25 protein-coding genes and 1 tRNA gene are annotated in these 25,286 nt (G+C 72.0%); 22 read left to right on the forward strand and 4 right to left on the reverse strand.

Annotated elements, in window-relative coordinates:
* Positions 1–144 precede the first annotated feature (144 nt).
* From J2S41_RS37160 to J2S41_RS37190, 7 genes are all read left to right on the forward strand, one after another.
* On the forward strand, positions 145–1,032 hold the full coding sequence (locus J2S41_RS37160) for a helix-turn-helix domain-containing protein (RefSeq protein ID WP_310375344.1): 888 nt from the start codon (positions 145–147) through the stop codon (positions 1,030–1,032).
* On the forward strand, positions 1,028–1,213 hold the full coding sequence (locus J2S41_RS37165) for a DUF397 domain-containing protein (RefSeq protein ID WP_310376810.1): 186 nt from the start codon (positions 1,028–1,030) through the stop codon (positions 1,211–1,213). Before J2S41_RS37160 ends, J2S41_RS37165 begins: the two co-directional genes overlap by 5 nt.
* Positions 1,214–1,274: 61 nt before the next feature.
* On the forward strand, positions 1,275–2,114 hold the full coding sequence (gene rsmA / locus J2S41_RS37170; RefSeq protein ID WP_310375347.1) for a 16S rRNA (adenine(1518)-N(6)/adenine(1519)-N(6))-dimethyltransferase RsmA: 840 nt from the start codon (positions 1,275–1,277) through the stop codon (positions 2,112–2,114).
* Positions 2,115–2,250: 136 nt separating this feature from the next.
* Positions 2,251–3,201 (forward strand): 4-(cytidine 5'-diphospho)-2-C-methyl-D-erythritol kinase, encoded by a 951-nt coding sequence (locus tag J2S41_RS37175; protein ID WP_310375349.1) that lies wholly within the window; start codon positions 2,251–2,253, stop codon positions 3,199–3,201.
* A 16-nt stretch (positions 3,202–3,217) separates the two neighbouring features.
* Entirely contained in the window at positions 3,218–5,014 is a 1,797-nt protein-coding gene (locus J2S41_RS37180) for an ABC-F family ATP-binding cassette domain-containing protein (protein ID WP_310375351.1), read from the forward strand.
* Between the two features lie 119 nt (positions 5,015–5,133).
* Complete coding sequence (locus J2S41_RS37185; protein WP_310375353.1) at positions 5,134–5,577, forward strand: DUF4383 domain-containing protein; 444 nt, start codon at positions 5,134–5,136, stop codon at positions 5,575–5,577.
* Between the two features lie 153 nt (positions 5,578–5,730).
* Positions 5,731–6,204: a DUF4383 domain-containing protein gene (locus J2S41_RS37190; RefSeq protein WP_310375354.1), complete on the forward strand. Its 474-nt coding sequence runs from the start codon at positions 5,731–5,733 to the stop codon at positions 6,202–6,204.
* Positions 6,205–6,527: 323 nt separating this feature from the next.
* On the opposite strand, the gene J2S41_RS37195 is transcribed toward J2S41_RS37190, so the two are convergent.
* The gene (locus J2S41_RS37195; RefSeq protein WP_374728226.1) at positions 6,528–7,220 is read right to left on the reverse strand and encodes a TetR family transcriptional regulator; all 693 of its coding nucleotides are present in this window, start codon (positions 7,218–7,220) and stop codon (positions 6,528–6,530) included.
* Between the two features lie 108 nt (positions 7,221–7,328).
* On the opposite strand from J2S41_RS37195, the gene J2S41_RS37200 reads away from it, so the two are divergent.
* The 11 genes from J2S41_RS37200 (at position 7,329) to galK (ending at position 19,076) form a co-directional block, all read left to right on the forward strand.
* A tRNA-Gln gene (locus J2S41_RS37200) sits at positions 7,329–7,400 on the forward strand.
* A 139-nt stretch (positions 7,401–7,539) separates the two neighbouring features.
* Entirely contained in the window at positions 7,540–9,018 is a 1,479-nt protein-coding gene (gene glmU, locus J2S41_RS37205; RefSeq protein ID WP_310375355.1) for a bifunctional UDP-N-acetylglucosamine diphosphorylase/glucosamine-1-phosphate N-acetyltransferase GlmU, read from the forward strand.
* Positions 9,019–9,106: 88 nt separating this feature from the next.
* Positions 9,107–10,087, forward strand: coding sequence for a ribose-phosphate diphosphokinase (locus J2S41_RS37210; RefSeq protein WP_310375358.1), 981 nt, complete (start codon positions 9,107–9,109; stop codon positions 10,085–10,087).
* Between the two features lie 405 nt (positions 10,088–10,492).
* Positions 10,493–11,104 (forward strand): 50S ribosomal protein L25/general stress protein Ctc, encoded by a 612-nt coding sequence (locus J2S41_RS37215; protein ID WP_310375360.1) that lies wholly within the window; start codon positions 10,493–10,495, stop codon positions 11,102–11,104.
* A gap of 80 nt (positions 11,105–11,184) precedes the next feature.
* Positions 11,185–11,781, forward strand: a complete 597-nt coding sequence (gene pth / locus J2S41_RS37220; protein WP_310375362.1) for an aminoacyl-tRNA hydrolase — start codon at positions 11,185–11,187, stop codon at positions 11,779–11,781.
* A 112-nt stretch (positions 11,782–11,893) separates the two neighbouring features.
* Positions 11,894–13,606 (forward strand): sugar transferase, encoded by a 1,713-nt coding sequence (locus tag J2S41_RS37225; protein WP_374728227.1) that lies wholly within the window; start codon positions 11,894–11,896, stop codon positions 13,604–13,606.
* A 43-nt stretch (positions 13,607–13,649) separates the two neighbouring features.
* The gene (locus J2S41_RS37230; RefSeq protein WP_310375364.1) at positions 13,650–14,483 is read left to right on the forward strand and encodes a 3'(2'),5'-bisphosphate nucleotidase CysQ; all 834 of its coding nucleotides are present in this window, start codon (positions 13,650–13,652) and stop codon (positions 14,481–14,483) included.
* A 58-nt stretch (positions 14,484–14,541) separates the two neighbouring features.
* Positions 14,542–15,453, forward strand: a complete 912-nt coding sequence (gene cysD / locus J2S41_RS37235) for a sulfate adenylyltransferase subunit CysD (protein WP_310375366.1) — start codon at positions 14,542–14,544, stop codon at positions 15,451–15,453.
* Positions 15,454–15,456: 3 nt separating this feature from the next.
* Positions 15,457–16,755 carry a sulfate adenylyltransferase subunit CysN gene (gene cysN, locus J2S41_RS37240; RefSeq protein ID WP_310375367.1) on the forward strand — a complete coding sequence of 433 codons (1,299 nt, stop codon included), beginning with the start codon at positions 15,457–15,459 and terminating at the stop codon, positions 16,753–16,755.
* A gap of 148 nt (positions 16,756–16,903) precedes the next feature.
* A complete protein-coding gene (galE, locus tag J2S41_RS37245; protein ID WP_310375368.1) occupies positions 16,904–17,881 on the forward strand; it encodes a UDP-glucose 4-epimerase GalE in 978 nt (325 codons plus the stop codon).
* Positions 17,882–17,951: 70 nt separating this feature from the next.
* Positions 17,952–19,076, forward strand: coding sequence for a galactokinase (gene galK / locus J2S41_RS37250; RefSeq protein ID WP_310375369.1), 1,125 nt, complete (start codon positions 17,952–17,954; stop codon positions 19,074–19,076).
* 70 nt (positions 19,077–19,146) lie between these two features.
* Here galK and J2S41_RS37255 read toward each other — a convergent pair whose 3' ends face one another.
* Complete coding sequence (locus J2S41_RS37255) at positions 19,147–20,409, reverse strand: beta propeller repeat protein (protein WP_310375370.1); 1,263 nt, start codon at positions 20,407–20,409, stop codon at positions 19,147–19,149.
* On the reverse strand, positions 20,399–21,058 hold the full coding sequence (locus tag J2S41_RS37260; protein ID WP_310375372.1) for an RNA polymerase sigma factor: 660 nt from the start codon (positions 21,056–21,058) through the stop codon (positions 20,399–20,401). The genes J2S41_RS37255 and J2S41_RS37260 overlap by 11 nt, the downstream gene beginning before the upstream one ends.
* A 114-nt stretch (positions 21,059–21,172) precedes the next feature.
* On the opposite strand from J2S41_RS37260, the gene trpS reads away from it, so the two are divergent.
* Genes trpS through J2S41_RS37280 form a run of 4 tightly spaced genes read left to right on the forward strand, consistent with a single transcriptional unit; the run spans position 21,173 to position 24,070 of the window.
* The gene (trpS, locus tag J2S41_RS37265) at positions 21,173–22,189 is read left to right on the forward strand and encodes a tryptophan--tRNA ligase (protein WP_310375375.1); all 1,017 of its coding nucleotides are present in this window, start codon (positions 21,173–21,175) and stop codon (positions 22,187–22,189) included.
* A complete protein-coding gene (locus J2S41_RS37270) occupies positions 22,190–22,711 on the forward strand; it encodes a 2'-5' RNA ligase family protein (protein ID WP_310375377.1) in 522 nt (173 codons plus the stop codon). It abuts the gene before it with no gap.
* A gap of 13 nt (positions 22,712–22,724) precedes the next feature.
* Positions 22,725–23,633: a YhjD/YihY/BrkB family envelope integrity protein gene (locus J2S41_RS37275; RefSeq protein WP_310375379.1), complete on the forward strand. Its 909-nt coding sequence runs from the start codon at positions 22,725–22,727 to the stop codon at positions 23,631–23,633.
* Positions 23,634–23,641: 8 nt separating this feature from the next.
* Positions 23,642–24,070, forward strand: a complete 429-nt coding sequence (locus J2S41_RS37280) for a hypothetical protein (protein ID WP_310375381.1) — start codon at positions 23,642–23,644, stop codon at positions 24,068–24,070.
* A gap of 13 nt (positions 24,071–24,083) precedes the next feature.
* On the opposite strand, the gene J2S41_RS37285 is transcribed toward J2S41_RS37280, so the two are convergent.
* Entirely contained in the window at positions 24,084–25,139 is a 1,056-nt protein-coding gene (locus J2S41_RS37285) for a LacI family DNA-binding transcriptional regulator (protein WP_310375383.1), read from the reverse strand.
* Positions 25,140–25,286 lie beyond the last annotated feature (147 nt).

Raw genomic sequence — 25,286 nt, forward strand, 5'->3', positions numbered from 1 at the left:
CGCGCCGTCCAATCATTTGGGTTGAGCACCGGCCCCGCAATATTCGAAGGCCGGAAATCGTCGCTCGCCATTGACTTTCGCCTTGATCGGTGGGTAGGCATTCCATGACGGAAGACCGAGCATTCCATGAGCGGAGGAGAGCGCGTGGACGCCGAGCCGGGATCGACGGTTCCCCGCCGTCAGCTGGGCAGATACCTGCGCCGCCTGCGTGAGCAGGCCGGTGTCACGGTGAAGGCCGCCGCCGCGGAGCTGGAGTGCTCCATCCAGAAGCTGTGGCGGATCGAGAAGGGCGCGGTGCCGGTGCGCGGCGCCGACGTCAAGGTGCTCTGCGAGCGCTACGGCGCGACCGAGGAGATGACGCAAGCGCTGGTCGCGCTGGCCAAGGAGACGAAGGCCAAGGGCTGGTGGCACTCGTACGGCGACGTGGTCCCGCGCTGGTTCGAGATGTACGTGGGCATGGAGGCCGCCGCGTCCCGGCTGCGCATGTACGAGCCGTCGCTGGTCCCGGGCCTGCTGCAGTCCGGCGGCTACGCGGACGCGGCGATCCGTGCCGACCAGCCGGGGATGAGCGACGAGGAGCGCCGCCGCCGTGTGGACCTGCGCGCCGAGCGGCAGTCGCTGCTGGCCAGGCCGTTCCCGGAGCCGCCGGCGCTGGAGGCGATCGTCTGCGAGACCGTGCTGCGCCGCGACCCGGGCCCGCCCGGCGTGATGGCGCGGCAGCTGGCGTACCTGCAGAAGGCGGGCGAACAACCACATATCTCGATACGCGTCCTTCCGCTCGCGATCGGGCTGCATCGGGCCTCGGTCGCCGGTGCGTTCACGATTTTGGAATTTCCATCCGAGGGAAATGAGCGAAGAGAACCTCCAACGGTCTACAGCGAATCACTCACAGGGGCTATCTATCTCGACAAAACACACGAGATAGAGGCCTATGAAGAAGTTTGGGTTAGCCTTACCGCGTCGGCGCTGAGTGAGGGTGATTCAGCGGTCATGATCGACAGCCTGATAGGGGAGTTGAATCGCAGTGATTGACTCGTCGGGCGCCCGCTGGCGCAAGTCAAGCCGCAGTGGCGCGAACCAATGCGTCGAGGTCGCGGACAATCTCGGTACGTTCATCGCGGTCCGCGACTCCAAGGACCCGGCCGGCGCCGTGCTGGCCTTCTCGCCCGGCTCATGGCGCGCCTTCACCACGAGCCTCCGGGACGCGCGCTAGCTCCACCACCACGGGACCGCTCCCCGGCCACCCGCCGGGGAGCGCCCTAGGATCGCTGGTCATGGACGGACTACTCGGCCCCGCGGAGATCCGCGAGCTGGCGGCCAGCCTCGGCGTGTCGCCGACCAAGAAGCTCGGGCAGAACTTCGTCCACGACCCGAACACGGTGCGCCGCATCGTCGCCGCGGCCGGGCTGAGCCCGGACGACGTGGCGCTGGAGGTCGGCCCCGGGCTCGGCTCGCTCACGCTGGGCCTGCTCGGCGCCGCGCGGCACGTGCACGCCGTGGAGATCGACCCGGTGCTGGCCGGACGGCTGCCGCGCACCGCCGCGGAGCGCCTGCCGGACCGGGCGGACCGGCTCACCGTGCACCACCTGGACGCGCTGCGGGTCACCGCGCTGCCGGAGCCGGCGCCGACCGCGCTGGTCGCGAACCTGCCGTACAACGTGGCGGTCCCGGTCGTGCTGCACCTGCTGGCCACGCTGCCGAGCCTGCGCACCGGCCTGGTGATGGTGCAGAAGGAGGTGGCGGACCGGCTGGTCGCGGCGCCCGGCTCCAAGGTCTACGGCGTGCCGTCCGTGAAGCTGGCCTGGTACGCCAGCGCCAGACCGGCCGGGAAGGTGCCGCCGAACGTGTTCTGGCCGGTGCCGAACGTGGACTCCGGGCTGGTCGCGTTCGCCCGGCACGAGCGGCCGCGGGGCGGCGTACCCAGGGAGAAGGTCTTCGCGGTCGTCGACGCGGCGTTCGCGCAGCGGCGCAAGACGCTGCGCGCGGCGCTGGCCGGCTGGGCCGGCGGGCCGGACCGGGCGGAGAAGGTGCTGGCCGCCGCGGGCATCGACCCTCGTACCCGGGGCGAGCAACTCGGCGTGGACCAGTTCATCGCGATCGCCGCCGCGTCCTAGCGGGTCGCCGACCCCGGACCGCGGTGGCGGTAGAGTTGCGCCCAGCCGAGCGGACGAGGAGGTGGGCGGCGATGATCGACACGGTGGGCACGCGCTTCTGGAGGCTCAGTGCCGTCCCGGGCCGGGGCGCCGATCGGTGACGGAGGCCTGGAGGCCGGAGGACGACCGTCCCCGGATGGCGACGGCGGGCCCGGTGCGGGTCCGCGTCCCCGCGAAGATCAACCTGCACCTCGGCGTCGGGCCGCTGCGCGACGACGGCTACCACGAGCTCAACACGGTGTACCAGGCGATCTCGCTCTACGACGAGCTGACCGCGCGGCGCGGCGACACGCTGAGCCTGACCATGGAGGGTGAGGGCGCCGGCACGCTGGCGCTGGACGGCACCAACCTGATCATCCGCGCGGTGCAGGCGCTGGCCGACTACGCGCGCGTCCCCGCGCACGCCCGGCTGCACCTGAAGAAGCAGATCCCGCTCGCGGCCGGCCTGGCCGGCGGCAGCGCGGACGCGGCCGCCGCGCTGGTCGCCTGCGACGCGCTGTGGGGCATCGGGCTCTCCCGCGACCAGCTCGCCGAGGTCGCGGCCACGCTCGGCTCCGACGTGCCGTTCCTGATCTACGGCGGCACCGCGCTCGGCACCGGCCACGGCGAGACGATCAGCCCGGTGCTGGTCCGCCCGCACTCGTGGCACTGGGTGGTCGCGGTCGCGGACGGCGGCCTGGCCACGCCGGAGGTCTACCGCGAGCTGGACCGGCTGCGCGCCGGGCTGGACGGCCCCGAGCCGCTGGGCAGCGCGGACGGGCTGCTGGCCGCGCTGCGGCAGAAGGACCCGACCGTGCTGGCCGCCGCGCTCGGCAACGACCTGCAGGCGGCCGCGCTCTCGCTCCGCCCGGCGCTGTCCGACCTGCTCAAGGCCGGTCTCGCCGCGGGCGCCTGCGCCAGCCTGGTCTCCGGCTCCGGCCCGACCGTGCTGTTCCTCGCCCGCGACGCCGCGCACGCGGAGACGCTCACCACGGAGATCGAGGCGTCCGGCCTCTGCCGCGCCGCCGGCACCGCGCACGGTCCCGTGCCCGGCGCCCGCATCCTGTAGCAATCACTGGGGAGTTATGGCGAACCTGGTCAACCTCGACCGAGTCTCCAAGGGGTACGGCGCGGTCGGCGCGCTGCTCACGAACGTGTCGCTGGGCCTGGAGGACACCGACCGCGTCGGCGTGGTCGGGCTCAACGGCGCCGGCAAGAGCACGCTGCTGCGCGTGTTGACCAAGCAGGAGGAGCCGGACGACGGCCGCGTCACGCACCGCCGCGACCTGCGCGTGGCCTCGCTGCCGCAGGCGCTCACGCTGCACGCGGAGGCCACGGTACGGGACGTGGTGCTCGGCACGGCCTGGCTGGACGAGGGCTTCGGCGCGGAGCACGAGTGGGCCGGCGACGCCGGCGTGCGCGCGGTGCTGGACGGGCTCGGCATGCCGCACCTGGGCCTGGACGCGCCGGTCGGCCCGATGTCCGGTGGCGAGCGCCGCCGGGTCGCGCTGGCCGCGCTGCTGATCCGTACCGCCGATCTGCTGATCCTGGACGAGCCGACCAACCACCTGGACGTGGCCGGCGTGAACTGGCTGGCCGCGCACCTGCTCAAGCGGCGCGGCGCGCTGGTCGTGGTCACCCACGACCGCTGGTTCCTGGACGCGGTCTGCACCGCCACCTGGGAGGTCGCCGACCAGACCGTGCGCGCCTACGAGGGCGGGTACGCCGCGTGGACGCTGGCCCGGGCCGAGCGCGAGCGGGTCGCTGCCGCGGTCGAGGCACGCCGGCAGAACCTGCTGCGCAAGGAGATCGCCTGGCTGCGCCGGGGGCCGCCGGCGCGCACCTCCAAGCCGCAGTTCCGGATCGACGCGGCGAACGCGCTGATCGCGGACGTGCCGCCGGTCCGCGACTCGGTGTCGCTGACCCGGCTGGCCACCTCGCGGCTCGGCAAGCAGGTCTACGACCTGGAGGACGTGACGCTGCACGCCGGCCCCAAGGAGATCCTCTCCGACGTGACCTGGCGGATCGGGCCGGGCGACCGGATCGCGCTGCTCGGCGCGAACGGCGCGGGCAAGACCACGCTGCTGCGCCTGCTCGCGGGCATCACGGGGCCGGACTCCGGCGTGTTCCGGCGGGGCCAGACCGTGAAGGCCGCGTTCCTCTCCCAGGAGCTGCACGAGTTGCCCGGGCACCTGCGGCTGCTGGAGGCGGTGGAGGAGGTGGCCCGCCGGGTCCAGCTCGGCGACCGGGAGCTGTCCGCGTCGCAGCTGGCCGAGGTCTTCGGGTTCACCGACCGGCGGCTGTGGACGCCGGTCTCCGACCTCTCCGGCGGCGAGCGGCGGCGACTGCAGCTACTGCGCCTGCTGGCCGCGGAGCCGAACCTGCTGCTGCTGGACGAGCCGACGAACGACCTGGACACGGACACGCTGGCCTCGCTGGAGGACCTGCTGGACACCTGGCCGGGCACGCTGATCGTGGCCAGCCACGACCGGTACCTGGTGGAGCGCGTCACCGACACGGTCTACGCGCTGCTCGGCGACGGGAAGATCACCCACCTGGTCGGCGGCATCGACGAGTACCTGGAGCGGATCGGCCCGTCACCCGCGCCCGCCACCGCGGCCCCGCGCGCCGACCGGCCGGAGAGGTCCGACGGGCCGTCGGCGGCCGAGGTGCGCGCGGGTAAGAAGGAACTGGGCAAGCTGGAGCGGACGGTCGCCCGGCTGGAGCAGAAGGCGGCGAAGCTGCACGAGGACCTGGCCGCGAACGCCACCGACTACGCCGCGGTCGCGGACCTGGACGCGCAGCTCAAGGCCGTGCAGGCGGAGCTGGCCGAGGCCGAGGAGGCCTGGCTCGAGCTGGCCGACCGGCTCGGCGACGGGTAGTGAGGTGTGACGCGTACCGCCGGGGCTGCGGAGACCCCACCCGGCGCGTGCGTCACAATCTCGGTTCGGATGATCGCGGCGTGCGACCGGCGTGCGCCCCACTTGGAGGTTGAGGACCGATGGCGTCGCACATGCCCGTCAACCACCCGCTGCGGCCGATCTACCGCATCGTGGGTGGCCTGAGCGGGCTCTACATGATCGTGTTCGGCGTGCTGGGTGCGATCCAGACCGGCGGCGAGGCGCCGCTCGGCATCGGCGTCGGCGAGGTGCTCCTCCAGGGCACCAACCTGGCGAACTCGCTGCTGTCCATCGCGATCGGCGCGCTCGTGGTGCTCGGCACCGTGATCGGGCGGAACGCGGACACGCTGGCGTACACGTACCTCGGCTGGGCCATGCTGGTCATCGGCATGCTGTTCCTGGCCATCACCCGGACCGACGCGAACGTGCTCAACCACACCGTGAACACCACGATCGTGTGGTTCGTGGTCGGCACGCTGCTGATCACCGCGGGTCTCTACTCGCGCAGCGCCCCGGTCCGCCGTGAGGCCGCCACCTCGCACTGACGCCGTCGCCGCCGCCCAGGGTGCCCTCGCACCTTGGGCGGTTTTGTGCATATGCGCAGGTGCCGTGGGGAAGGATGGAGATCGGGTGTCACCCCGTGCGGCTGCGGGAACCCCGTACCCATGGCAGACAAGCGCGCTTGGAGGGTGGGCGACATGGCTCACATCCCGATCAATCACCCCCTGCGGCCGTTCTACCGGGCGCTGTCCGGACTGTGCGGCGTCTTCATCCTCGCGTTCGGCATCATGGGCGCGATCGCCTCCGCCGGTGAGGAGTTCTTCTCCCGGGCGGACATCTGGGCGCTCTGGCTGAAGACGAACATGGCGTTCTCGCTGCTGTCGATCGTGCTCGGCGCGATCCTGGTGGCCGGCTACGTGATCGGCGGCGACATCAGCCACTGGATCAACTACTACGGCAGCTGGGTGCTGCTGGCCGGTGGCCTGGCCGGGATGGCGGTCATGCAGACCGAGCTGAACGTCATGAACTGGTCCATGGTCAATGTGATCGTGTCGCTGGTCTTCGGCACGCTGATCCTGACGGCGGGGCTCTACGACAAGGCCGGTCCCCGCGAGTCGGCCGACGCCGAGGAGGCCTTCCGGCACAACCGCGCGGCCCCGGCCAAGGGCTGATCCCGCGCGCCTTCGCTCTGCTTACCTGGACGAATCGGACACGCCGCGAACGCGGATATATCGCCCGTGCCGCGTCGTGGGGCGCCGGTGGGGCGGCCTCGCGGCGGCGAGGTAAGCAGAGCAAATCGGGCTTACGGCAGCCGGTAAGCACAGCAAACCGGGCACGGGTCTCGCGGCGGGCGGGTAAGCAGAGCGACGGGGCTCGGGTCGGGGTGACCGGGTGCGGGACGTGCAGGGAGGCCGGCCACGGCCGACCGGTGCCCGCGGGAGCATGCGGACCGGGACCGCGCCGGAAGCGGGTATATCGGGAATGTGGTGGTCGGCTATCGGCCGGGGCGGGTGATGAGGGTCGGCTTGGCGTCGAGGTTGGAGAGGCCGTTCCAGGAGAGGTTGACCAGGTGGGCGGCGACCGTCTCCTTGCGGGGCTTGCGGACCTCGAGCCACCAGCGGCCGACCAGCGCGACCATGCCGACCAGTGCCTGCGAGTAGAGCTCGGCGAGCTTGGGGTCGTAGCCGCGGGACTTGAACTCGGCGCCGAGGATGTGCTCGACCTGGTGGGCGACGTCGTTCATGACGCTGGAGAAGTTGCCGGCGGCGATCAGCAGGGGGGACTCGCGGGTGAGGACGCGGAAGCCGTCGGTCTCCTCCTCGATGTAGTCGAGGAGCGCGAGGGCGGCCTGTTCGAGCAGTTCGCGGGGGTGGCCGGCGGTGAGCGCGGTGGTGATCCGGTCGAGCAGCGCGCGGACCTCGCGGTCGACGACGACGGCGTAGAGGCCCTCCTTGCCGCCGAAGTGTTCGTAGACGACCGGCTTGGAGACCCGGGCGCGGGCGGCGACCTCCTCGATCGAGGTGGCGTCGAAGCCGCGCTCCGCGAAGAGCTGGCGGCCGATCGTGATCAGCTGTTCGCGGCGCTGGGCGGCGGACATGCGCACCCGGGACGCGCCCTTGGCGGTGCGGACGGACGCGCGGGAGGCCTCCGGGGTGCGGACGTGGTCGCTCTGCGTGTCGTCGGCCATCCGCCCATCCTGCCAGGTATGCCGGGCGGGCCGGTTTCCGGCGGCGGCGCGGGGCAATGTCGATTCCGTGCCGGTGGCGGGAGGCGCTAGGCTGACGGGGCGCTGCGATCGGCCGTGGTGTAATTGGCAACACTTCGGGTTTTGGTCCCGACATTCTAGGTTCGAGTCCTAGCGGCCGAGCTTCTCGATCATCCTCCGGCCCGGCACTCGATCGGGGTCACCGTCCGATTCGCGACTTGGGGGGATGCCCGGCCCCGTGGCCCCATCTGGCCTAGCATGGGGCCGCACCCCGCCCCCACGCGGAGAATCGGAGCATCCCGTGAGCCAGGCCCGGCCCCGCACCGTCATCGTCCTCGCCGCCGGTGAGGGCAAGCGGATGAAGTCCCGCCTTCCCAAGGTCCTGCACCCGCTGCTCGGCCGCACGCTGGTCGGCCACGTGCTGGCCGCCGCCGCGTCCGCCGGCGCGGACCGCACGCTGGTGGTCGTCGGCCACGGCGGCGACGCGGTGCCGAACCAGCTGGCCGAGATCGCGCCGGACGCGCTGACCGTGCGCCAGGAGCGGCAGAACGGCACCGGGCACGCGGTCCGCATCGCGCTGGAGTCGCTGGACGCGGGCCTCACCGGCACCGTGGTGGTGCTCAACGGCGACGTGCCGCTGCTGCGCGGCGAGACCGTGGCCGCGCTGATCGAGGCGCACGAGACCGCCGGCGCCGCCGCGACCGTGCTGGCCGCGTCCGTGACCGACCCGACCGGGCTGGGCCGCATCGTGCGCGCCGCGGACGGCGGGCTGGAGCGGATCGTGGAGGAGCGCGACGCCTCCGCGGCCGAGCGCCTGATCGCGGAGGTGAACGCGGGCATCTACGCGTTCGACGCCGCGATCCTGCGGACCACGCTCGGCAAGCTGTCCACCGACAACGACCAGGGCGAGGAGTACCTGACCGACGTGTTCGGGCTGCTCGCGGCCGCGGGCGAGCCGGTCGGCGTGCACGTGGCCGCCGACCCGGAGGAGACGCTCGGCTGCAACGACCGGGTGGAGCTGGCCGGGCTGCGCGCGCGGTTGCGCGACCGGATCAACACCGCGCTGATGCGCTCCGGCGTCGCGATCCTGGACCCGGCCACCACCTGGATCGACGTCACCGCGAGCGTCGAGCCGGACGCGGTGATCGACCAGAACACCCAGATCCGGGGTACGTCGTCCGTGGCGGCCGGCGCGACGGTCGGCCCGGACGTGACGCTGATCGACACCACCGTGGGCGCCGGCGCGACCGTGCTGCGCGCGCACGCGGTGGGCGCGGAGGTCGGCGCGGGCGCGAGCGTGGGGCCGTACGCGTACCTGCGCCCGAAGTCGCGGCTGCACGAGAAGGCGAAGGTCGGCACGTTCGTCGAGACGAAGAACTCGGAGATCGGCGCCGGCAGCAAGGTGCCGCACCTGTCGTACGTGGGCGACGCCACCATCGGCGAGCAGACCAACATCGGCGCGGCCACGGTGTTCGTCAACTACGACGGCGTCGACAAGCACCGCTCGGTGATCGGCGCGCACGCGCGCACCGGTGCCGACAACATGTTCGTGGCTCCGGTCACCGTGGGTGACGGTGCCTACACCGCGGCCGGATCGACGATCACCGAGGACGTGCCGCCCGGCGCGCTGGGCGTCTCCCGCGCGCGGCAGCGCAACATCGAGGGCTGGGTGGAGCGCCGGCGGCCCGGCACCGCGGCGGCCGAAGCCGCAGGCAGGGCGCGCGCAAGCCAGGGTGAGGCTTCTAACGACGTTGCGGACCCCGATGGATCGGGTAGCTGACGGGGAGATACTGCATTCTGCTGGCGACGATGATGTCCGCTGGTGACAGTGACCTCAGTCAGACCCTCGATCGGGGAGCGTTACGCCGATGGGCAGCATCGTCGCGGAGAACCGTAAGAGCTTGATGCTCTTCAGCGGCCGGGGGTTCCCGGAACTCGCGCAGGAGATCGGCAAGACCCTCGGGGTCGCGCCGACGCCGTCCGACTCGTACGAGTTCGCGAACGGCGAGATCTTCGTCCGCTTCAAGGAGTCGGTGCGCGGATCGGACGCGTTCGTCGTCCAGTCCGTCACCGAGGGTGTGAACCGCTGGGTCATGGAGACCCTGATCATGGTTGACGCGCTGAAGCGCGGGTCGGCCAAGCGGATCACCGTGGTGCTGCCGTTCTATCCGTACGCGCGGCAGGACAAGAAGCACCGCGGCCGGGAGCCGATCTCCGCGCGGCTGGTCGCCGACCTGCTGAAGACCGCCGGCGCCAACCGGATCTTGACCGTGGACCTGCACACCGCGCAGATCCAGGGCTTCTTCGACGGGCCGGTCGACCACCTCTTCGCGATGGACACGCTGGCGTCGTACGTCGAGCAGAAGTACAAGGGCCGTCCGATGACCGTGGTCGCGCCGGACTCCGGCCGGGTGCGCGTGGCGGAGCGCTGGACCGACCGGCTGGGCGGTTGCCCGCTGGCGTTCATCCACAAGACCCGCGACCCGATGAAGCCGAACCAGGTGGTGGCGAACCGCGTGGTCGGCGACGTCGAGGGCCGGGTCTGCCTGATCGTGGACGACATGATCGACACCGGCGGCACGATCGCGAAGGCCGCGGACATCCTGCACGACTCCGGCGCGGCGGACATCGTGGTCGCGGCGACGCACGCGCTGCTCTCCGACCCGGCCACCGAGCGGCTGAAGAACGGCCCGATCAGCGAGATCGTGGTCACCAACACGCTGCCGCTGCCGCCGGAGAAGACGCTCGACAAGATCACCGTGCTGTCCATCGCGCCGCTGCTGGCTCGCGCGATCCGGGAGGTCTTCGACGACGGCTCGGTCACCACGCTGTTCGGTGGCCTTTCCTAGGGTTCGACCCGTTCTTCCTGGCGAAAACCCTCCGCCGGTTGTGGCTGATGGTGTCAACTGACACCGGTAGGACTGTCGCCGGTCGGGCCCCCTGACCGGCGACAGAGCGTTTGTGCGGACGGTCGCGATCAGCCGCGGCGTGCGGAGCAACGGGGGTCACGTCGGGGCGGCGAATCGCCGTGGGTAAACTGGTCAGGTTGCCACGGCGAGGGTGCCCTGCGGGCCGATGCTGACGAAGCACTGGCCGCATGGAGGCATCGTGATCGACGCGGTGTTCCGGGCTCGTTCGAGAGCCTTGGGCCCCGCGCCCAGCGCGCCTCTCGCCCGGCACCGCAGCCACTTCATCCGGTCGTGACCGGGTGAGCATCGCACACGAGCCCGACGAAAGCATCAGGAGTTACTTCCGTGTCCGAGGTAAAGATCAGCGCCGAGCTTCGCACCGAGTTCGGCAAGGGCGGCGCCCGCCGCACCCGCCGTGCCGGCAAGGTCCCCGCCGTGCTGTACGGGCACGGCGAGAAGCCCCAGCACATCGCGCTCCCCGCCCGTGAGTTCGCCGCCGCCATCCGGCACGGTGGCGCCAACCAGATCTTCGCGATCGACATCCCGGGCGGCAGCCCGATCCTGGCGCTGGCCAAGGCGATCCAGCGCGACCCGATCAAGGACTCGTTCGACCACGTCGACCTGCTGATCGTCAAGCGCGGCGAGAAGGTCACCGTGGACATCCCGGTCACGCTGACCGGCGAGGCCGCGAAGAACACGCTGATCGTGCACGAGAGCGACACGCTGTCGGTCTCGGCCGAGGCTCTGCACCTGCCGGAGTCGCTGGAGGTCTCGATCGACGGCCTGGAGGCCGGCTCGCAGATCACCGCCGGTGACATCCCGCTGCCGCAGGGCACCGAGCTGGTCGCCGACCCGGCCCAGGTCATCGCGCTCATCTCGGCCTCGCCGACCGCCGCCGACCTGGAGGGCGACACCGCCGAGGCCGGCGCGGAGCCGGCCGAGGCCACCGCCGAGTAACACCTTTCGCTTTCGTCGCGAGCCATGTGAGGCGCCCGCTCCCGGACCGGGGGCGGGCGCCTTCAGCCTGAGGGGGAGTCATGATCGACGAGACCGTCGACGCGCCGTGGCTGATCGTGGGCCTGGGCAACCCCGGTAAGGAGTACGCGGGGAACCGGCACAACGTCGGCTTCATGATCGCGGACCTGCTGGCGCGGCGGGTGGGCGGGAAGTTCGGCCGGCACCGGCGCGCGGTGGCGGACGTGGCCGAGGGGCGCCTCGGCATCGGCGGACCGCGGCTGGTCCTGGCGAAGCCGCTGACCTACATGAACCTCTCCGGCGGGCCCACGGCCGCGCTGGCGCAGTTCTACAAGATCCCGGTCGAGCACGTGATCGCGGTGCACGACGAGCTGGACATCCCGTACGGCGAGCTGCGCGCGAAGCGCGGCGGCGGCGAGGGCGGCCACAACGGGCTGCGTTCGATCTCCAAGTCGCTGGGCACCAAGGAGTACGCGCGCGTCCGCTTCGGCGTGGGGCGCCCGCCCGGCCGGCAGGACCCGGCCGACTACGTGCTCTCCGACTTCTCCGGCGCCGAGCGCAAGGAGCTGGAGTTCCTGGTGGACCGCGCGGCCGACTTCACCGAGATGATCATCGAGAAGGGCCTGGAGCCCGCGCAGAACCACTACCACGCGCGCTGAAAGTCCACATCCTCCGCGCCGGAGCCGTGACGCCGCCAGGTGATCGAGAGTTGGTCACCTGGACGGACCGGTACAAACCGGCCGTCATCGCAGGCTGCGGGGGTGAGGCACGGTGGAGCAGGGGCGGGTGCGCGACGCGGACGCCACCTGGCCGGTGCTCTACCGGGTGACCCCGGACGGCATCCTGGTCGAGGAGGTCCATCCCCCGGAGCCTCCGAGCCCGTCGCCGGCCGCGCCGCCCCGGCAGCCCGCGAAACCGCCCCGGACCTGGCCGGACGGCACGCCCGCCGGGTGGGACGACGCCGCCACGGTGTCGATGGAGCGGATCCAGGCCGAGTTCGACCGCACGGTGGCGCCGGTCAGCCCGGTGGTGTCCGAGGAGCCGACCCGCCCGCGCCGCCGCACGCCGGGCCGGCACGCGGCCACCTCGCGGCGGTACGGCTGGGAGGGCCGCTACGTCCGGCAGTTGCTCGGCGCGGATCTCACGGTCGGCGTGCTGGCCGGCGCACTCGCGTTCGGGCTGCGCTTCGGCCAGGTGGTCACCACGCACAACCAGGTCTACGCGCTGCTCTCCGTGCTGCTGCCGATCGCGCTGATCACGGTGCTGGCGATCGGCCGCTGCTACGAGCGCCGCTTCCTCTACGTCGGCATCGACGAGTACCAGCGGGTGATCCGGGCCGGGCTCGGGCTCACCGCGACGGCCGCGATCGTCTCGTACGCGCTGGAACTGCCGCTGGCCCGCTCCTACGTGCTGATGGCGCTGCCGGTCGCCACCGCGGCCACCGTCACGGTCCGCTTCGTGCTGCGCCGGCGCCTGCACCTGGCGCGTACCCGGGGACAGTGCCTGCGCCGGGTGATCCTGGTCGGGCACGAGCTCGCCGTGATCCACATGAGCCGTCAACTGCGCCGCGAGCGCTACCACGGGTACGAGGTGGTCGGCGCCTGCCTGCCGCCCCGGCACGACGGCGCGGTGGGGCTGCCGGTCTACGGCACGTTCGACGACGTGGCCGAGGCGGTGGACGCCGCGTCCGCGGACACCGTCATCGTGCTGAGCTGCCCGGAACTGGACGGCCAGGCGCTGCGGCGGCTGGCCTGGCGGCTGGAGCGCAACGAGGCGGACCTGATCGTGGCGAGCGCGCTGATCGACGTGGCCGGCTCCCGGACCACGGTGCGGCCGGTCGACGGGCTGCCGATGCTGCACGTGGACCACCCGCGGCTGGACGGCGCCACCCGGGTGGTGAAGGAGATCGTGGACCGGGCCGGCGCGGCCGTGCTGCTGCTGGCCGGCGCGCCACTGATGCTGCTGCTCGCGGTCGCGGTGCGGCTCACCTCGCCGGGGCCGGTACTGTTCCGGCAGGTCCGGGTCGGTCGCGACGGGCGCGAGTTCCTGATGTACAAGTTCCGCAGCATGTACCCGGACGCGGAGGCCCGGCTGGCCGAACTGCGCCACCTCAACGAGCACGACGGGGTGCTCTTCAAGATTCGTGACGATCCCCGGGTCACGCCGGTCGGGCGCTGGCTGCGCCGGCTCTCCCTGGACGAGCTGCCGCAACTGCTGAACGTGCTGCGCGGGGAGATGTCGCTGGTGGGACCGCGGCCGCCGCTGCCGGCCGAGGTGGCCGCGTACCCGGACGACGCCCGGCGCAGGCTGGTGGTCAAGCCGGGGATGACGGGGCTGTGGCAGGTGTCCGGCCGCTCGGATCTCACCTGGGACGAGGCCGTGCGGTTAGATCTGAGTTACGTGGAGAATTGGTCACTGTCACTGGATTTGACGATCCTGCTGCGCACGGTGGCCGTGGTGGCCCGCTCCTCCGGCGCCTACTGAGACGGCGCCCGCGAGGGGCTTCGAGGCGAATGGTGGACGAGGCATGGGTGAGAGTCCGAGTAACGAGAGCCCGCCGGTGATCGACGGCGAGTTCGCCCGGTGGCTGGCCGGTCGCGCCGGTCAGCTGCTGATGGAGGTGCGCGCGGAGGTGGGTCACGAGGACCCGGCCGCGCTGAAGGCCGCCGGTGACAAGCGCGCCCACGACTTCCTGCTGTCCGAGCTGGCCCGGTGGCGGCCGTCCGACGCGGTGCTCTCCGAGGAGGACGACGGCGCGCGCGGCGTGCTGGCCGGCGGCGGCACCCGGCTCGACGCGAAGCGGGTCTGGATCATCGACCCGCTCGACGGCACGCGCGAGTTCTCCGAGGCCGGCCGCGTCGACTGGGCCGTGCACGTGGCGCTGTGGAGCGCGGACTGCGCGCACCGGCACCGGCTGGCCGCGGGCGCGGTGGCGCTGCCCGGGCAGCACCGGGTGCTGGCCACCGATCACCCGCCGGCGTACCCGCCGATGCCGGTCGGGTCCGCCACCGGTGGCCGGATCCGGCTGGCCGCGAGCCGGTCCCGCCCGCCCGCGTTCCTGACCGCGCTGGCCGAGGAGGTCGGCGCGGAGCTGGTGCCGATGGGGTCGGCCGGCGCCAAGATCGCGGCGGTGATCGGCGGGGAGGTCGACGCGTACGTGCACGCGGGCGGCCAGTACGAGTGGGACTCGGCCGCGCCGGTGGCTGTGGCGACGGCCACGGGCCTGCACGCTAGCCGTGTGGACGGCTCTGCGCTGGAATATAACGGCGCCAATCCCCGGCTCCCGGACCTGGTCGTCTGCCGCAAGGATCTCGCTCCTCGGTTGCTTTCCGCACTCCGCGGCCACCTGCGGGTACCGTGATGGACAGACTTCAGCACTTGACCAACCGGCTTAGTCGGGAATTGGAGAAGGGTCGGGAATGAGCCAGACTCCGACATATAGGGTCTCGCACCTGGATGCCCTCGAGGCGGAGAGCATCTTCGTGATGCGCGAGGTGGTCGCCGAGTTCGAGCGCCCGGCGCTGCTCTTCTCCGGTGGCAAGGACTCGATCGTGATGCTGCGCCTGGCGGAGAAGGCGTTCGCCCCCGCGCGCATCCCGTTCCCGGTCATGCACGTGGACACCGGCCACAACTTCCCGGAGGTCCTGGAGTACCGGGACCGCCGGGTGGCCCAGCTCGGGCTGAACCTGGTGGTCGCGTCCGTGCCCGAGGCGATCGAGTCGGGCCTGGTCCGCGAGCCGGCCGACGGCACGCGCAACCGCATCCAGACGCCGGTGCTGCTGGCCGCGCAGGAGAAGTACCGGTTCGACGCGCTGTTCGGCGGCGCGCGCCGGGACGAGGAGAAGGCGCGCGCCAAGGAGCGGGTCTACTCGTTCCGCGACGACTTCGGCCAGTGGGACCCGAAGAACCAGCGCCCCGAGCTGTGGTCGCTCTACAACGGCCGGCACCAGCCCGGCGAGTCGATCCGGGTGTTCCCGCTGTCCAACTGGACCGAGTTGGACATCTGGCGGTACATCGCGCGGGAGCGGATCGAGCTGCCGTCGATCTACTACGCGCACGATCGCGACGTGGTGGTCCGGGACGGCATGCTCTACGCGGTGAACGAGTACCTGCACGCCCGCGACGGCGAGGAGATCGTCACCAAGCGGGTGCGGTACCGGACCGTCGGCGACGCGTCGCTGACCGCGGCCGTCGAGTCGGACGCGGACACGGTGGAGAAGGTGATCGCGGAGGTCGCGGCCACCCGGCTGACCGAGCGGGGCGCGACCCGGGGCGACGACCGGGTGAGCGAGGCGTCGATGGAAGACCGTAAGCGGGAAGGCTACTTCTAGACCATGACTGCACCTGCACCTGCACCGGTGGCGGACGAGAGCCGTACCGTGGACCTGCTGCGCTTCGCCACCGCCGGCTCGGTGGACGACGGCAAGTCCACGCTGATCGGCCGGCTGCTCTACGACACCAAGTCGCTGTTCACCGACCAACTGGAGGCCGTCGAGGCGGTCTCCGCGGCGCGCGGCGACGAGTACACCAACCTCGCGCTGCTCACCGACGGCCTGCGGGCCGAACGGGAGCAGGGCATCACGATCGACGTCGCGTACCGGTACTTCTCCACCCCGCGGCGGAAGTTCATCATCGCGGACACGCCCGGGCACATCCAGTACACGCGGAACATGGTGACCGGCGCGTCCACCGCCGACCTGGCGCTGATCCTGGTGGACGCGCGCAAGGGCCTGGTGGAGCAGTCCCGGCGGCACGCGTTCCTGTGCTCGCTGCTGCGTGTGCCGCACCTGGTGCTGTGCGTCAACAAGATGGACCTGGTCGACTGGGACCAGGCGGTCTACGAGCGGATCGCGGACGAGTTCACCTCGTTCGCGGCGAAGCTGGACGCGCCGGACCTCTCGGTCGTGCCGATCTCCGCGCTGCACGGCGACAACATCGTCACCCGGTCCGAGAAGTCGCCGTGGTACGACGGCCCGTCGCTGCTGCACCACCTGGAGCGCGTGCACATCGCCTCCGACCGCAACCTGGTCGACGTGCGCTTCCCGGTGCAGTACGTGATCCGCCCGCAGTCGACCACGGTCACCGACTACCGCGGCTACGCCGGCCAGGTCGCGTCCGGCGTGCTCAAGCCGGGCGACGACGTGATGGTGCTGCCGTCCGGCCTGACCTCGAAGATCGCGTCGATCGACACCGCGGACGGCCCGGTCGCGCAGGCGTTCCCGCCGATGTCGGTGACCGTGCGGCTGGAGGACGAGATCGACATCTCCCGCGGCGACATGATCTGCCGCCCGCACAACCAGCCGACGCCGGCCCAGGACATCGAGGCCATGATCTGCTGGATGGACGAGTCGCGGCCGCTGACCGTGGGCGGGAAGTACGCGATAAAGCACACCACCCGGACCGCGCGGGCCGTGGTGCGCGGCCTGCAGTACCAGATCGACGTGAACACGCTGCACCGCAACGAGGGCGCGACCGAGCTGCGGCTGAACGAGATCGGCCGGGTGCGGCTGCGCACCACCGTGCCGCTGCTCGCCGACGAGTACCGGCGCAACCGCACCACCGGCGGCTTCATCCTGATCGACGAGACCACGAACCGGACCGTCGGCGCGGGGATCATCCGCGAGGCCGGCTGAGCGCCGCACCGGGGCCGCTCCGCATGGGGCGGCCCTTTCGCGTACCCGTGATGTTTGAATCTGTTGACTCTTGAGCGAATGTGGTGGAACTATGATCGGAGCCTGGGACCCTCACCGACAACCAGGTCCGACCTAGGAGGCCACGGACGTGAAACTGCTCGTCACCGGCGGTGCCGGATACATCGGCAGCGTCGTCAGCCGGCTGCTGCTCGACGCCGGGCACGAGGTGACCGTCCTCGACAGCCTGATCACCGGGCACGCCGAGTCGGTCGCCCCGGACGCGACGTTCGTCCAGGCCGACATCAAGGACGCTGCCACGGTACTCACGCCGGGCGCCGGGTTCGACGGGGTGCTCCACTTCGCCGGGCTGATCGCGGCCGGTGAGTCGATGGTCAAGCCGGAGCTCTACTGGCAGCACAACGTGGTCGGCTCGCTGGCGCTGCTCGACGCGGTGCGCGCGGCCGGCGTGCCCCGCTTCGTCTTCTCGTCCACCGCCGCCTGCTACGGCAACCCGGCCGAGATCCCGATCACCGAGGCCGCCGAGACGAAGCCGACCAGCACGTACGGTGCGACCAAGCTGGCCTTCGACATGGCGCTCACCTCGGAGGCGTTCGCGCACCAGCTCGGCGTCACGTCGCTGCGCTACTTCAACGTCGCGGGGGCGTACATCCGGGACGACCGGGCGATCGGCGAGCGGCACGACCCGGAGACGCACCTGATCCCGATCGCGCTGGAGGTGGCGGCCGGCAAGCGGGAGAAGCTCACGCTGTTCGGCGACGACTACCCCACCCCGGACGGTACCTGCGTGCGCGACTACATCCACGTGGAGGACCTGGCCCGGGCGCACCTGCTGGCGCTGGAGACGTCCAAGCCGGGCGAGCACCGGTTCTACAACCTCGGCAACGGCCAGGGCTTCTCCAACCGCGAGGTGGCGGAGACGGTCCGCGAGGTCACCGGCCACGAGCTGCCGGTCGAGGTGGCGCCGCGCCGCGACGGCGATCCGGCGATCCTGGTCGCGTCGTCCGGCCGGGCGCGCGCGGAGCTGGGGTGGGTCCCGGCCAAGCCGACGCTCCAGGCGATGATCGGCGACGCCTGGACCTTCTACCGGGAGCATGTGGCGGCATGAGCGAGCGTGCGAGTGAATCATCGGCTCAGCGCCGACCACACGAATACCGCGGCGGCAAGGACGGTCCGGCATGAGCTTCGGGGACATCTTCGGGGGTGTGCCGGAGGGCACGTGGGTGGCGCCGGGGCGGGTAAACCTGATCGGGGAGCACACCGACTACAACGACGGGTTCGTGCTGCCCTTCGCCATCCCGCAGCGCACCGAGGTGGCCGCCGCCCGCGGTGAGGACGGCGTCTGGGAGGCGTGGTCCGCGCTGACCGGCGAGACGATCCGGTTCACCGTGGACGACCTCACGCCCGGTGCGGTGGAGGGCTGGGGCGCGTACGTGGCCTCCGTGGTGTGGGCGCTGCGCGAGCGGGGGTACGAGGCGCCCGGCGCCCGCCTGGCGATCACGTCGGACGTGCCGCTCGGCGCCGGCCTGTCCTCCTCCGCCTCGCTGGAGTCCGCGGTGCTCGGCGCGCTGATCGACCTCGGCGGCCTGGACGTGCCGGTGGAGGAGCGGCCCGCGATCGCGCAGCTCGGCGAGAACCGGTACGTGGGCATGCCCAGCGGCATCCTGGACCAGTCCGCGTCGATCCGCTGCCGGGAGGGCCACGCGCTGTTCCTGGACTGCCGCAGCCTGGAGGTCGAGCACATCCCGTTCGACCTGGCCGCGGCCGGCCTCGCCATCCTGGTGATCAACAGCAACGCGCCGCACCAGCTCGTCGACGGCGAGTACGCGGCCCGGCGCGCGAGCTGCGAGGCGGCCGCGTCCGCGCTCGGCGTGCCCGCGCTGCGCGACGTGCCGCTGGACGGGCTGGACGACGCGCTGGCCCGGCTGGACGACGAGGTGCTGCGGCGCCGGACCCGGCACATCGTCACGGAGGACGACCGGGTGCTGCGCACGGTGGAGCTGCTGCGCGCGGGCGACGTGCGCGGCATCGGCCCGCTGATGACCGCGTCGCACGCGTCCATGCGGGACGACTTCGAGATCACGGTGGAGCAGGTGGACGTGGCCGTGGCCGCGGCCCTGGAGGCCGGGGCGTACGGCGCCCGGATGACCGGCGGCGGCTTCGGCGGGTGCGTGCTCGCGCTGGTCGAGACGTCGGCGGCGGACGAGGTCCGGGGCGCGGTGGAGAAGGCGTACGCGGCCCGCTCGTTCACGCCGCCGACCACGTTCACCGCCACCGCCGCGCCGGGCGCGCACCGGCTCTGAGCACGAACGGCGCGGCCCCGGGCGGGTGCCCGGGGCCGCGCCGCGGTTCGCGCTCAGAAGGGCGAGCGCGTCAGGTGATCCAGAGCTTTCGCCAGGTGACGCCGTCGGTGGAGAACGCGACGTAGCCGGCGCTGTAGAGGTCGTCGGCGACCCACCCGGCCGCGGTGCGGCGCAGCTCGCCGACCGGCGGCAGCGCACCGCTGAGCCTTCCGAACGTGGTGCCGTGGTCGGAGCTGACCCACCACGTCCCGTCGCCGCCGGCGATCAGCAGCCGGCCGTCCGGCAGCGGCACGGCCTCGCCGGAGACGGAGCCGGGCTGGGCCTGGGCGCCGCCGGTGCGGGTGCGGTCGAAGTGGTCGCCGTCCGTGGAGTGGTGGATGGCCCGCAGCGCGCCGTCCGCACCCGTGACGATCACGTAGACGTCCCGGTCGTGCACCGCGACCGAGATGCCGCCGACGTCGCCCTCCTCGAACGACCGCAGCCGCCAGCTCTTGCCGGAGTCGTAGGTGACCGCGACCGCGGCCCGGCCGTCGTGGTCGACGCCCGCGACCCACCAGGCGCGCGCGGCGGTGGCGGCCGGCGCGACCCAGCGCACGTCCAGCGCGGGCTGGGTGGCGAGCGCGACCGCGCGCCCGCCGGTGGAGAGCGCCGCGGTCTTGAACGCGCCGTCCTGCCGGCGGCGGCACATCACGTCGCCGTCGGTCATCGCGCCGGTGGACGCGCCCTCGTGCGGCACCCGCCGCCAGTCGCGGCCGGAGTTGTCGGAGACCAGCGACCCGTAGGCGGTGCCGAGCACCACGGTGCCGCCGGGGAACGCGTTGAGCTCGGTGACCTCCACGTCCGGGTCGACCGGGCTGGTCTCCCAGTGCCGGCCGCCGTCCGTGGTGCGGGCCAGCGTGCGCGCGCAGGCCGGGTCGCCGGTGCAGTCGTTCAGCACGTAGCCGGTCGACTCGTCCACGAACGCGACCTGGCCGATCCGGCCCGGCAGGTTCGCCACCTCGGCGCCGTCCTCCAGGCCGATCAGCGTGATGCCGCCGCTGGTGATCCGGAACTCGCTCGGCGACGGCGCCACGGAGACCGGCGCGGCCGCGATGCCCGGCTCCCGGTCCGTGCCGTCGCCGCCGAGCTGGGGGCGCAGCGCGACCGCGCCGCCGGTCAGGACCGCGAGCGTGGCGACCGCGGCGGTGGCGACGCGGCGGCGCCGGACGCGGTGGGCGTGCGCCCGGGCGCGCAGCGCGCCGATCGGCGGCTGGTCGATGCGGCCGAGCACATCGTTGCGGGCGGCGTCGAGGCGCGCGTCCAGGATGTCGTCGTCGTGCCGGTCAGCGGGCACGGACCACCTCCACCCCCGCGGCCGCGACCTGGCCGGGCAGGGTCGCGGGCGTACGTCGTACCGTCGCTGGTCTCGGCATGGTCTTCTCCGGCGCCGCGGGCGCCTGTTCCGGTGCGTGCCCGGGGTAGTCCGCGAGCAGTTCGGACATCGCGGCCCGGCCCCGGTGGAGGCGGGACTTGACCGTGCCGGTGGGCAGGTCGAGGAGCTGGGCGATCTCCTCCACCGGCAGGTCGGCGAAGTAGTGCAGGGTGATCACCTGACGGTAACCGGCCGGGATCCGGGCCAGCGCCGCGTGCACGTCCGGGCGCTCCGGGCCGGGCGGCGGCGAGACGGCCTCGATCAGCGGGCGGTCCCGCATCAGGATCGTGTCGAGCAGCTTCCGCCGCCGCCAGCGCCGGCGGATCACGTTGATCGCGACGGTGCGCAGCCAGGCCTCCGGGTTGTCCAGCGAGGTGAGCGTGCCGGGCCGGGCCAGGGCGCGGGCGAAGGCCTCCTGCACCACGTCCTGCGCCTCGGTCAGGTCGGTGGTGAAGGCGTAGACCTGGGTCACGAGCCGCCGGTAGCAGGCGTGGTAGATCTCGGTGAGCGCGCGCTCGTCCTCGTCGCGTGCCGACTCCCGGCCGACTCCCTCGTCGCGTTGTGCCAACAACCGTGGCCTCCCGGCGTCCGTCAGCTTAGTTGAATCTTCAACCTACTCTCTCCACGCAGGGTACGACCCATACCTGTGTGACAAGGTTCCCGGCGCGCTGACAGAATGGTGTCCATGTCTGAAACGCCGCGTCCCCGGGTGCTCTCCGGCATTCAGCCGACCGCCGACTCGTTCCACCTCGGCAACTACCTGGGTGCGCTGCGTAACTGGGTTCCGCTGCAGGACACGCACGACGCGTTCTACATGGTGGTCGACCTGCACGCGATCACGGTCGCGCAGGACCCGGCCGTGCTGCGCCAGCGCACCCGCGTCTCCGCCGCCCAGCTGCTCGCGATCGGCCTCGACCCGGAGCGGTGCACGCTCTTCGTGCAGTCGCACGTGCCCGAGCACGCGCAGCTGGCCTGGGTGATGAACTGCATCACCGGCTTCGGCGAGGCCGGGCGGATGACGCAGTTCAAGGACAAGTCGCTGAAGCAGGGCGCGGACAGCACGTCGGTCGGCCTGTTCACGTACCCGATCCTGCAGGCCGCGGACATCCTGCTCTACCAGGCGGACGCGGTGCCGGTCGGCGAGGACCAGCGGCAGCACCTGGAGCTGACCCGCGACCTGGCGCAGCGCTTCAACCACCGGTTCGGCCCGACGTTCACGGTCCCGGCGCCGTTCATCATCAAGGACACCGCGAAGATCACGGATCTCCAGGAGCCCACCGCGAAGATGTCGAAGTCGGCGTCCTCGCCGAACGGCATCATCGAGCTGCTGGAGACGCCGTCCCGGGCCGGCAAGAAGATCAGGTCGGCGGTCACCGACACCGGCCGCGACATCGTCTTCGACCCGGAGCAGAAGCCCGGCATCTCCAACCTGCTGACCATCTACTCCGCGCTCACCGGCCGGACGATCGAGGACCTGACCGCGGCGTACGACGGCAAGGGCTACGGCGACCTGAAGAAGGACCTGGCCGCCGTGGTGGTCGACGTCATCACGCCGATCCAGGAGCGCACCAGGGCCTACCTGGACGATCCGGCGCAGCTGGACAAGGTGCTGGCCGCGGGCGCGGCGAAGGCGCGGGAGGTCTCGGCCGCCACGCTGGCGACCGTCTACGACCGCGTCGGCTTCCTCGCGGGGAAGGCGTAGGTGCCGCGCACCACCAAGGTCGGCGTGGCGGTGGACATCCCGGAACCCTGGGGCAGCGTGCTCACCGAGCGCCGCGCCCAGGCCGGTGATCCGCAGGCCGCGTTCGTGCCCGCGCACGTCACGCTGCTCGGCCCGACCGAGGTCGACGCGGACGCGCTGCCCGCGATCGAGAAGCACCTGGCCGCGGTCGCGTCCGCGCACCCGTCGTTCGAGCTGCACCTGCGCGGCACCGGCACGTTCCGGCCGCTGACCCAGGTGGTGTTCGTCGCGGTCGCCACCGGCATCGGCGAGTGCGAGCGGCTGGCCTCGGCGATCGCGGCGGCGGACGAGATCGACCGGCGGCTGAAGTACCCGTACCACCCGCACGTCACGATCGCGCAGGACGTGACGCCGGAGGCGCTGGACGCGGCGTACGAGGATCTGGCGGACTTCGAGGCGCGCTTCGAGGTCGACTCGTTCACGCTGTTCCTGCACGGCGGCGAAGGGGCCTGGCAGCCCCGGCGCGACTTCCCGCTGCGCTGAGGCCGGGTTCCACATGGGGCGCGACGTGCTCGGCAGGGCGGTCCGGGCGGTCGACGGCGCCGTCCTGCGCGCCCGCCGGGCCAACCGGGTGTTCGACCACTTCTGGCGCGCCCAGGAGCGGTACGGCGAGGTGCTGGCCGGCCGGTGCGCGGCCGCGATCGCCTACTACTCGTTCTTCGCGCTGTTCGCGATCGGCCTGCTGGCGTACTCGGTCTTCGGCTTCCTGCTCAGCTTCAACCTGGACCTGTTCGACGCGGTCCGGCACTACCTGTCGCAGAACATGCAGATCATCGACCCGAACGCGATCCTGGACAGCCGCGGCCGGGTCGGGCTGATCGGCCTGGTCGGCCTGCTCTTCTCCGGCATCGGCTGGGTCGAGGCGATCCGCTCCTCGCAGCGGCTGATCTGGAAGCTCGACCAGCAGCCCGGCAACCTGGTCGTGCGCCGCCTGGTCGACCTGGGCGTGCTGCTCGGCATCCTGATCATGCTGGCCGCGTCGATCGCGGCGGTGGACGCGCTGGAGGGCCTGATCGGCTGGCTGGCCGGCGGGCTCAGCGTGCTGACCACGGTGTACGCCTGGCTGATGCAGCTGGCGCTGAACATGCTGCTGGCCGCCGCGCTGCTGGTGGCCGTGCCGCGGCTGCGGATGACCATGCGCCGGGTGGCGCCACCGGTGCTCCAGGTCGGCATCGGCGTGACGCTGCTCAACACGGTCGGCCGGTACTTCATCGGGCTGGCCCAGCACAATCCGGCGTACACGGTGGTCACCGGCGCGGTCGGCCTGCTGGTCTACCTGTACCTGCTCAACCAGATGCTGCTCTTCGCCGCCGCGTGGGCCGCGACCAGCCCGCACGGCTCCGTGTGGGACTACTCCGGCGGCCCGGTGGAGAATCATGACGAGGACCGGCTCCACTTGGCATGATGAGGCCCATGGGGGCTTTGGTGACGTTGGACCTGCCGGACGATTCGCCGACGCTGGACCTGCCGTGGATCATCACGTTCGGGCCGCTGTCGGACGACGACGAGTGGGAGCCGGTGGTCTGCGGGCCGTACGAGCGGCAGCACGCGCTGTCGCTGGCCGAGTCGGTGGTGGCGGACGAGCAGCTGATGGCGGTGGTGGAGCCGCTGCTGCCGTCCACGGCGGCCGGCGAGATCCGCGACGAGATCGAGAAGGCGCGGCGGCTGGCGGAGGAGGAGCCGCCCCAGCTCGGGGACGAGAGCTTCGGGGACGCGGGGCTGACCGGCCTGCTCGACGAGGAGGCCGACGCGCACGATCACGACCACCTGGAGGCGGAGCCGCCGACGCCCGCGGAGATCAAGGCCGGCATGCGGCGGATCGCGGCGAAGCTGTCCGCCTAGGGCGTCTGGCGGGTCACGCCGGGACGGCGAGGGAGGCGCGGGCCGCGGCGGTGGAGCCGCGGACCACGAGCTCGGGGCGGAAGACGTATTCGGAGCGCGGGGCCGCGTGGCCGTTGATCTCGTCGACCAGCGCGCGGACCGCGGCCACCGCCATCGGGCTGACCGGCTGGCGCAGCGTGGTGAGCGGTGGGTCGGTGAACGCGGTCAGCGGTGAGTCGTCGAAGCCGACCACGGAGAGGTCGCCGGGGACGGAGAGACCGCGGCGGCGGCCGGCCCGCACGGCGCCCAGCGCCATCAGGTCGGAGCCGGAGATGATGGCGGTCACGCCCGCGTCCAGCAGCCGGGTGGTCGCGGCGTCGCCGCCCTCCACGCCGAACAGCAGGGACAGCGAGATCAGCGCGTCCAGGTCCGCGTCGGGGATGCCGGTCAGCCGCCGCATGGCGGCGCGGTAGCCGTCTATCTTGCGGCGGACCGGCGTGAAGCGGTCCGGGCCGGAGACGAAGCCGATCCGCCGGTGGCCGAGCGCGACCAGGTGGGACACGGCCAGCTCGCCGGCTTCGCGGTCGTCGCAGGAGATGAACGGCGCGTCGACGTCCGGCGTGTAGCCGTTGATCAGCACGATCGGCAGCGGGCGGGCGGTGAGCCGGCGGTACCGCTCCAGGTCGGCCGTGGTGTCCGCGTGCAGGCCGGAGACGAAGACGATGCCGGAGACCTGGCGGTCCAGCAGCATCTCCACGTACTCGTCCTCGGTGACGCCGCCGGGCGTCTGCGTGCAGAGCACCGGCGTGTACCCGGTCTGGGACAGGCTCGACTCGATCTCCTGCGCGAACGCCGGGAAGATCGGGTTGTTCAGCTCCGGCACGATCAGGCCGACCAGACCGGCGCTGCGCTTGCGCAGGCGGGCGGGGCGCTCGTAGCCCAGCACGTCGAGCGCGGTGAGCACGGCCTGCCGGGTGTCGACGGCGACGCCCGGGCGGTCGTTCAGGACGCGGGACACCGTCGCCTCGCTGACCTGCGCCTGCTGGGCGATGTCCGACAGACGTGCGCGCATTCGAGAACAGTAACCCATCGGCAACTTCTTGCGGCACGCTTCGCAAGACCTTGCAACGGGTGTCCATTGTGAAGTTTGTGTTGCAAGGCGAACGCAGGGTGGTCGTAACCTCACATCGGGCTGGTGTTTGTCGTTTGCAAATGCTTCGATATCGAGGAACGGCAG

It is taken from the genome of Catenuloplanes atrovinosus (assembly GCF_031458235.1).
Lineage (GTDB): Bacteria > Actinomycetota > Actinomycetes > Mycobacteriales > Micromonosporaceae > Catenuloplanes > Catenuloplanes atrovinosus.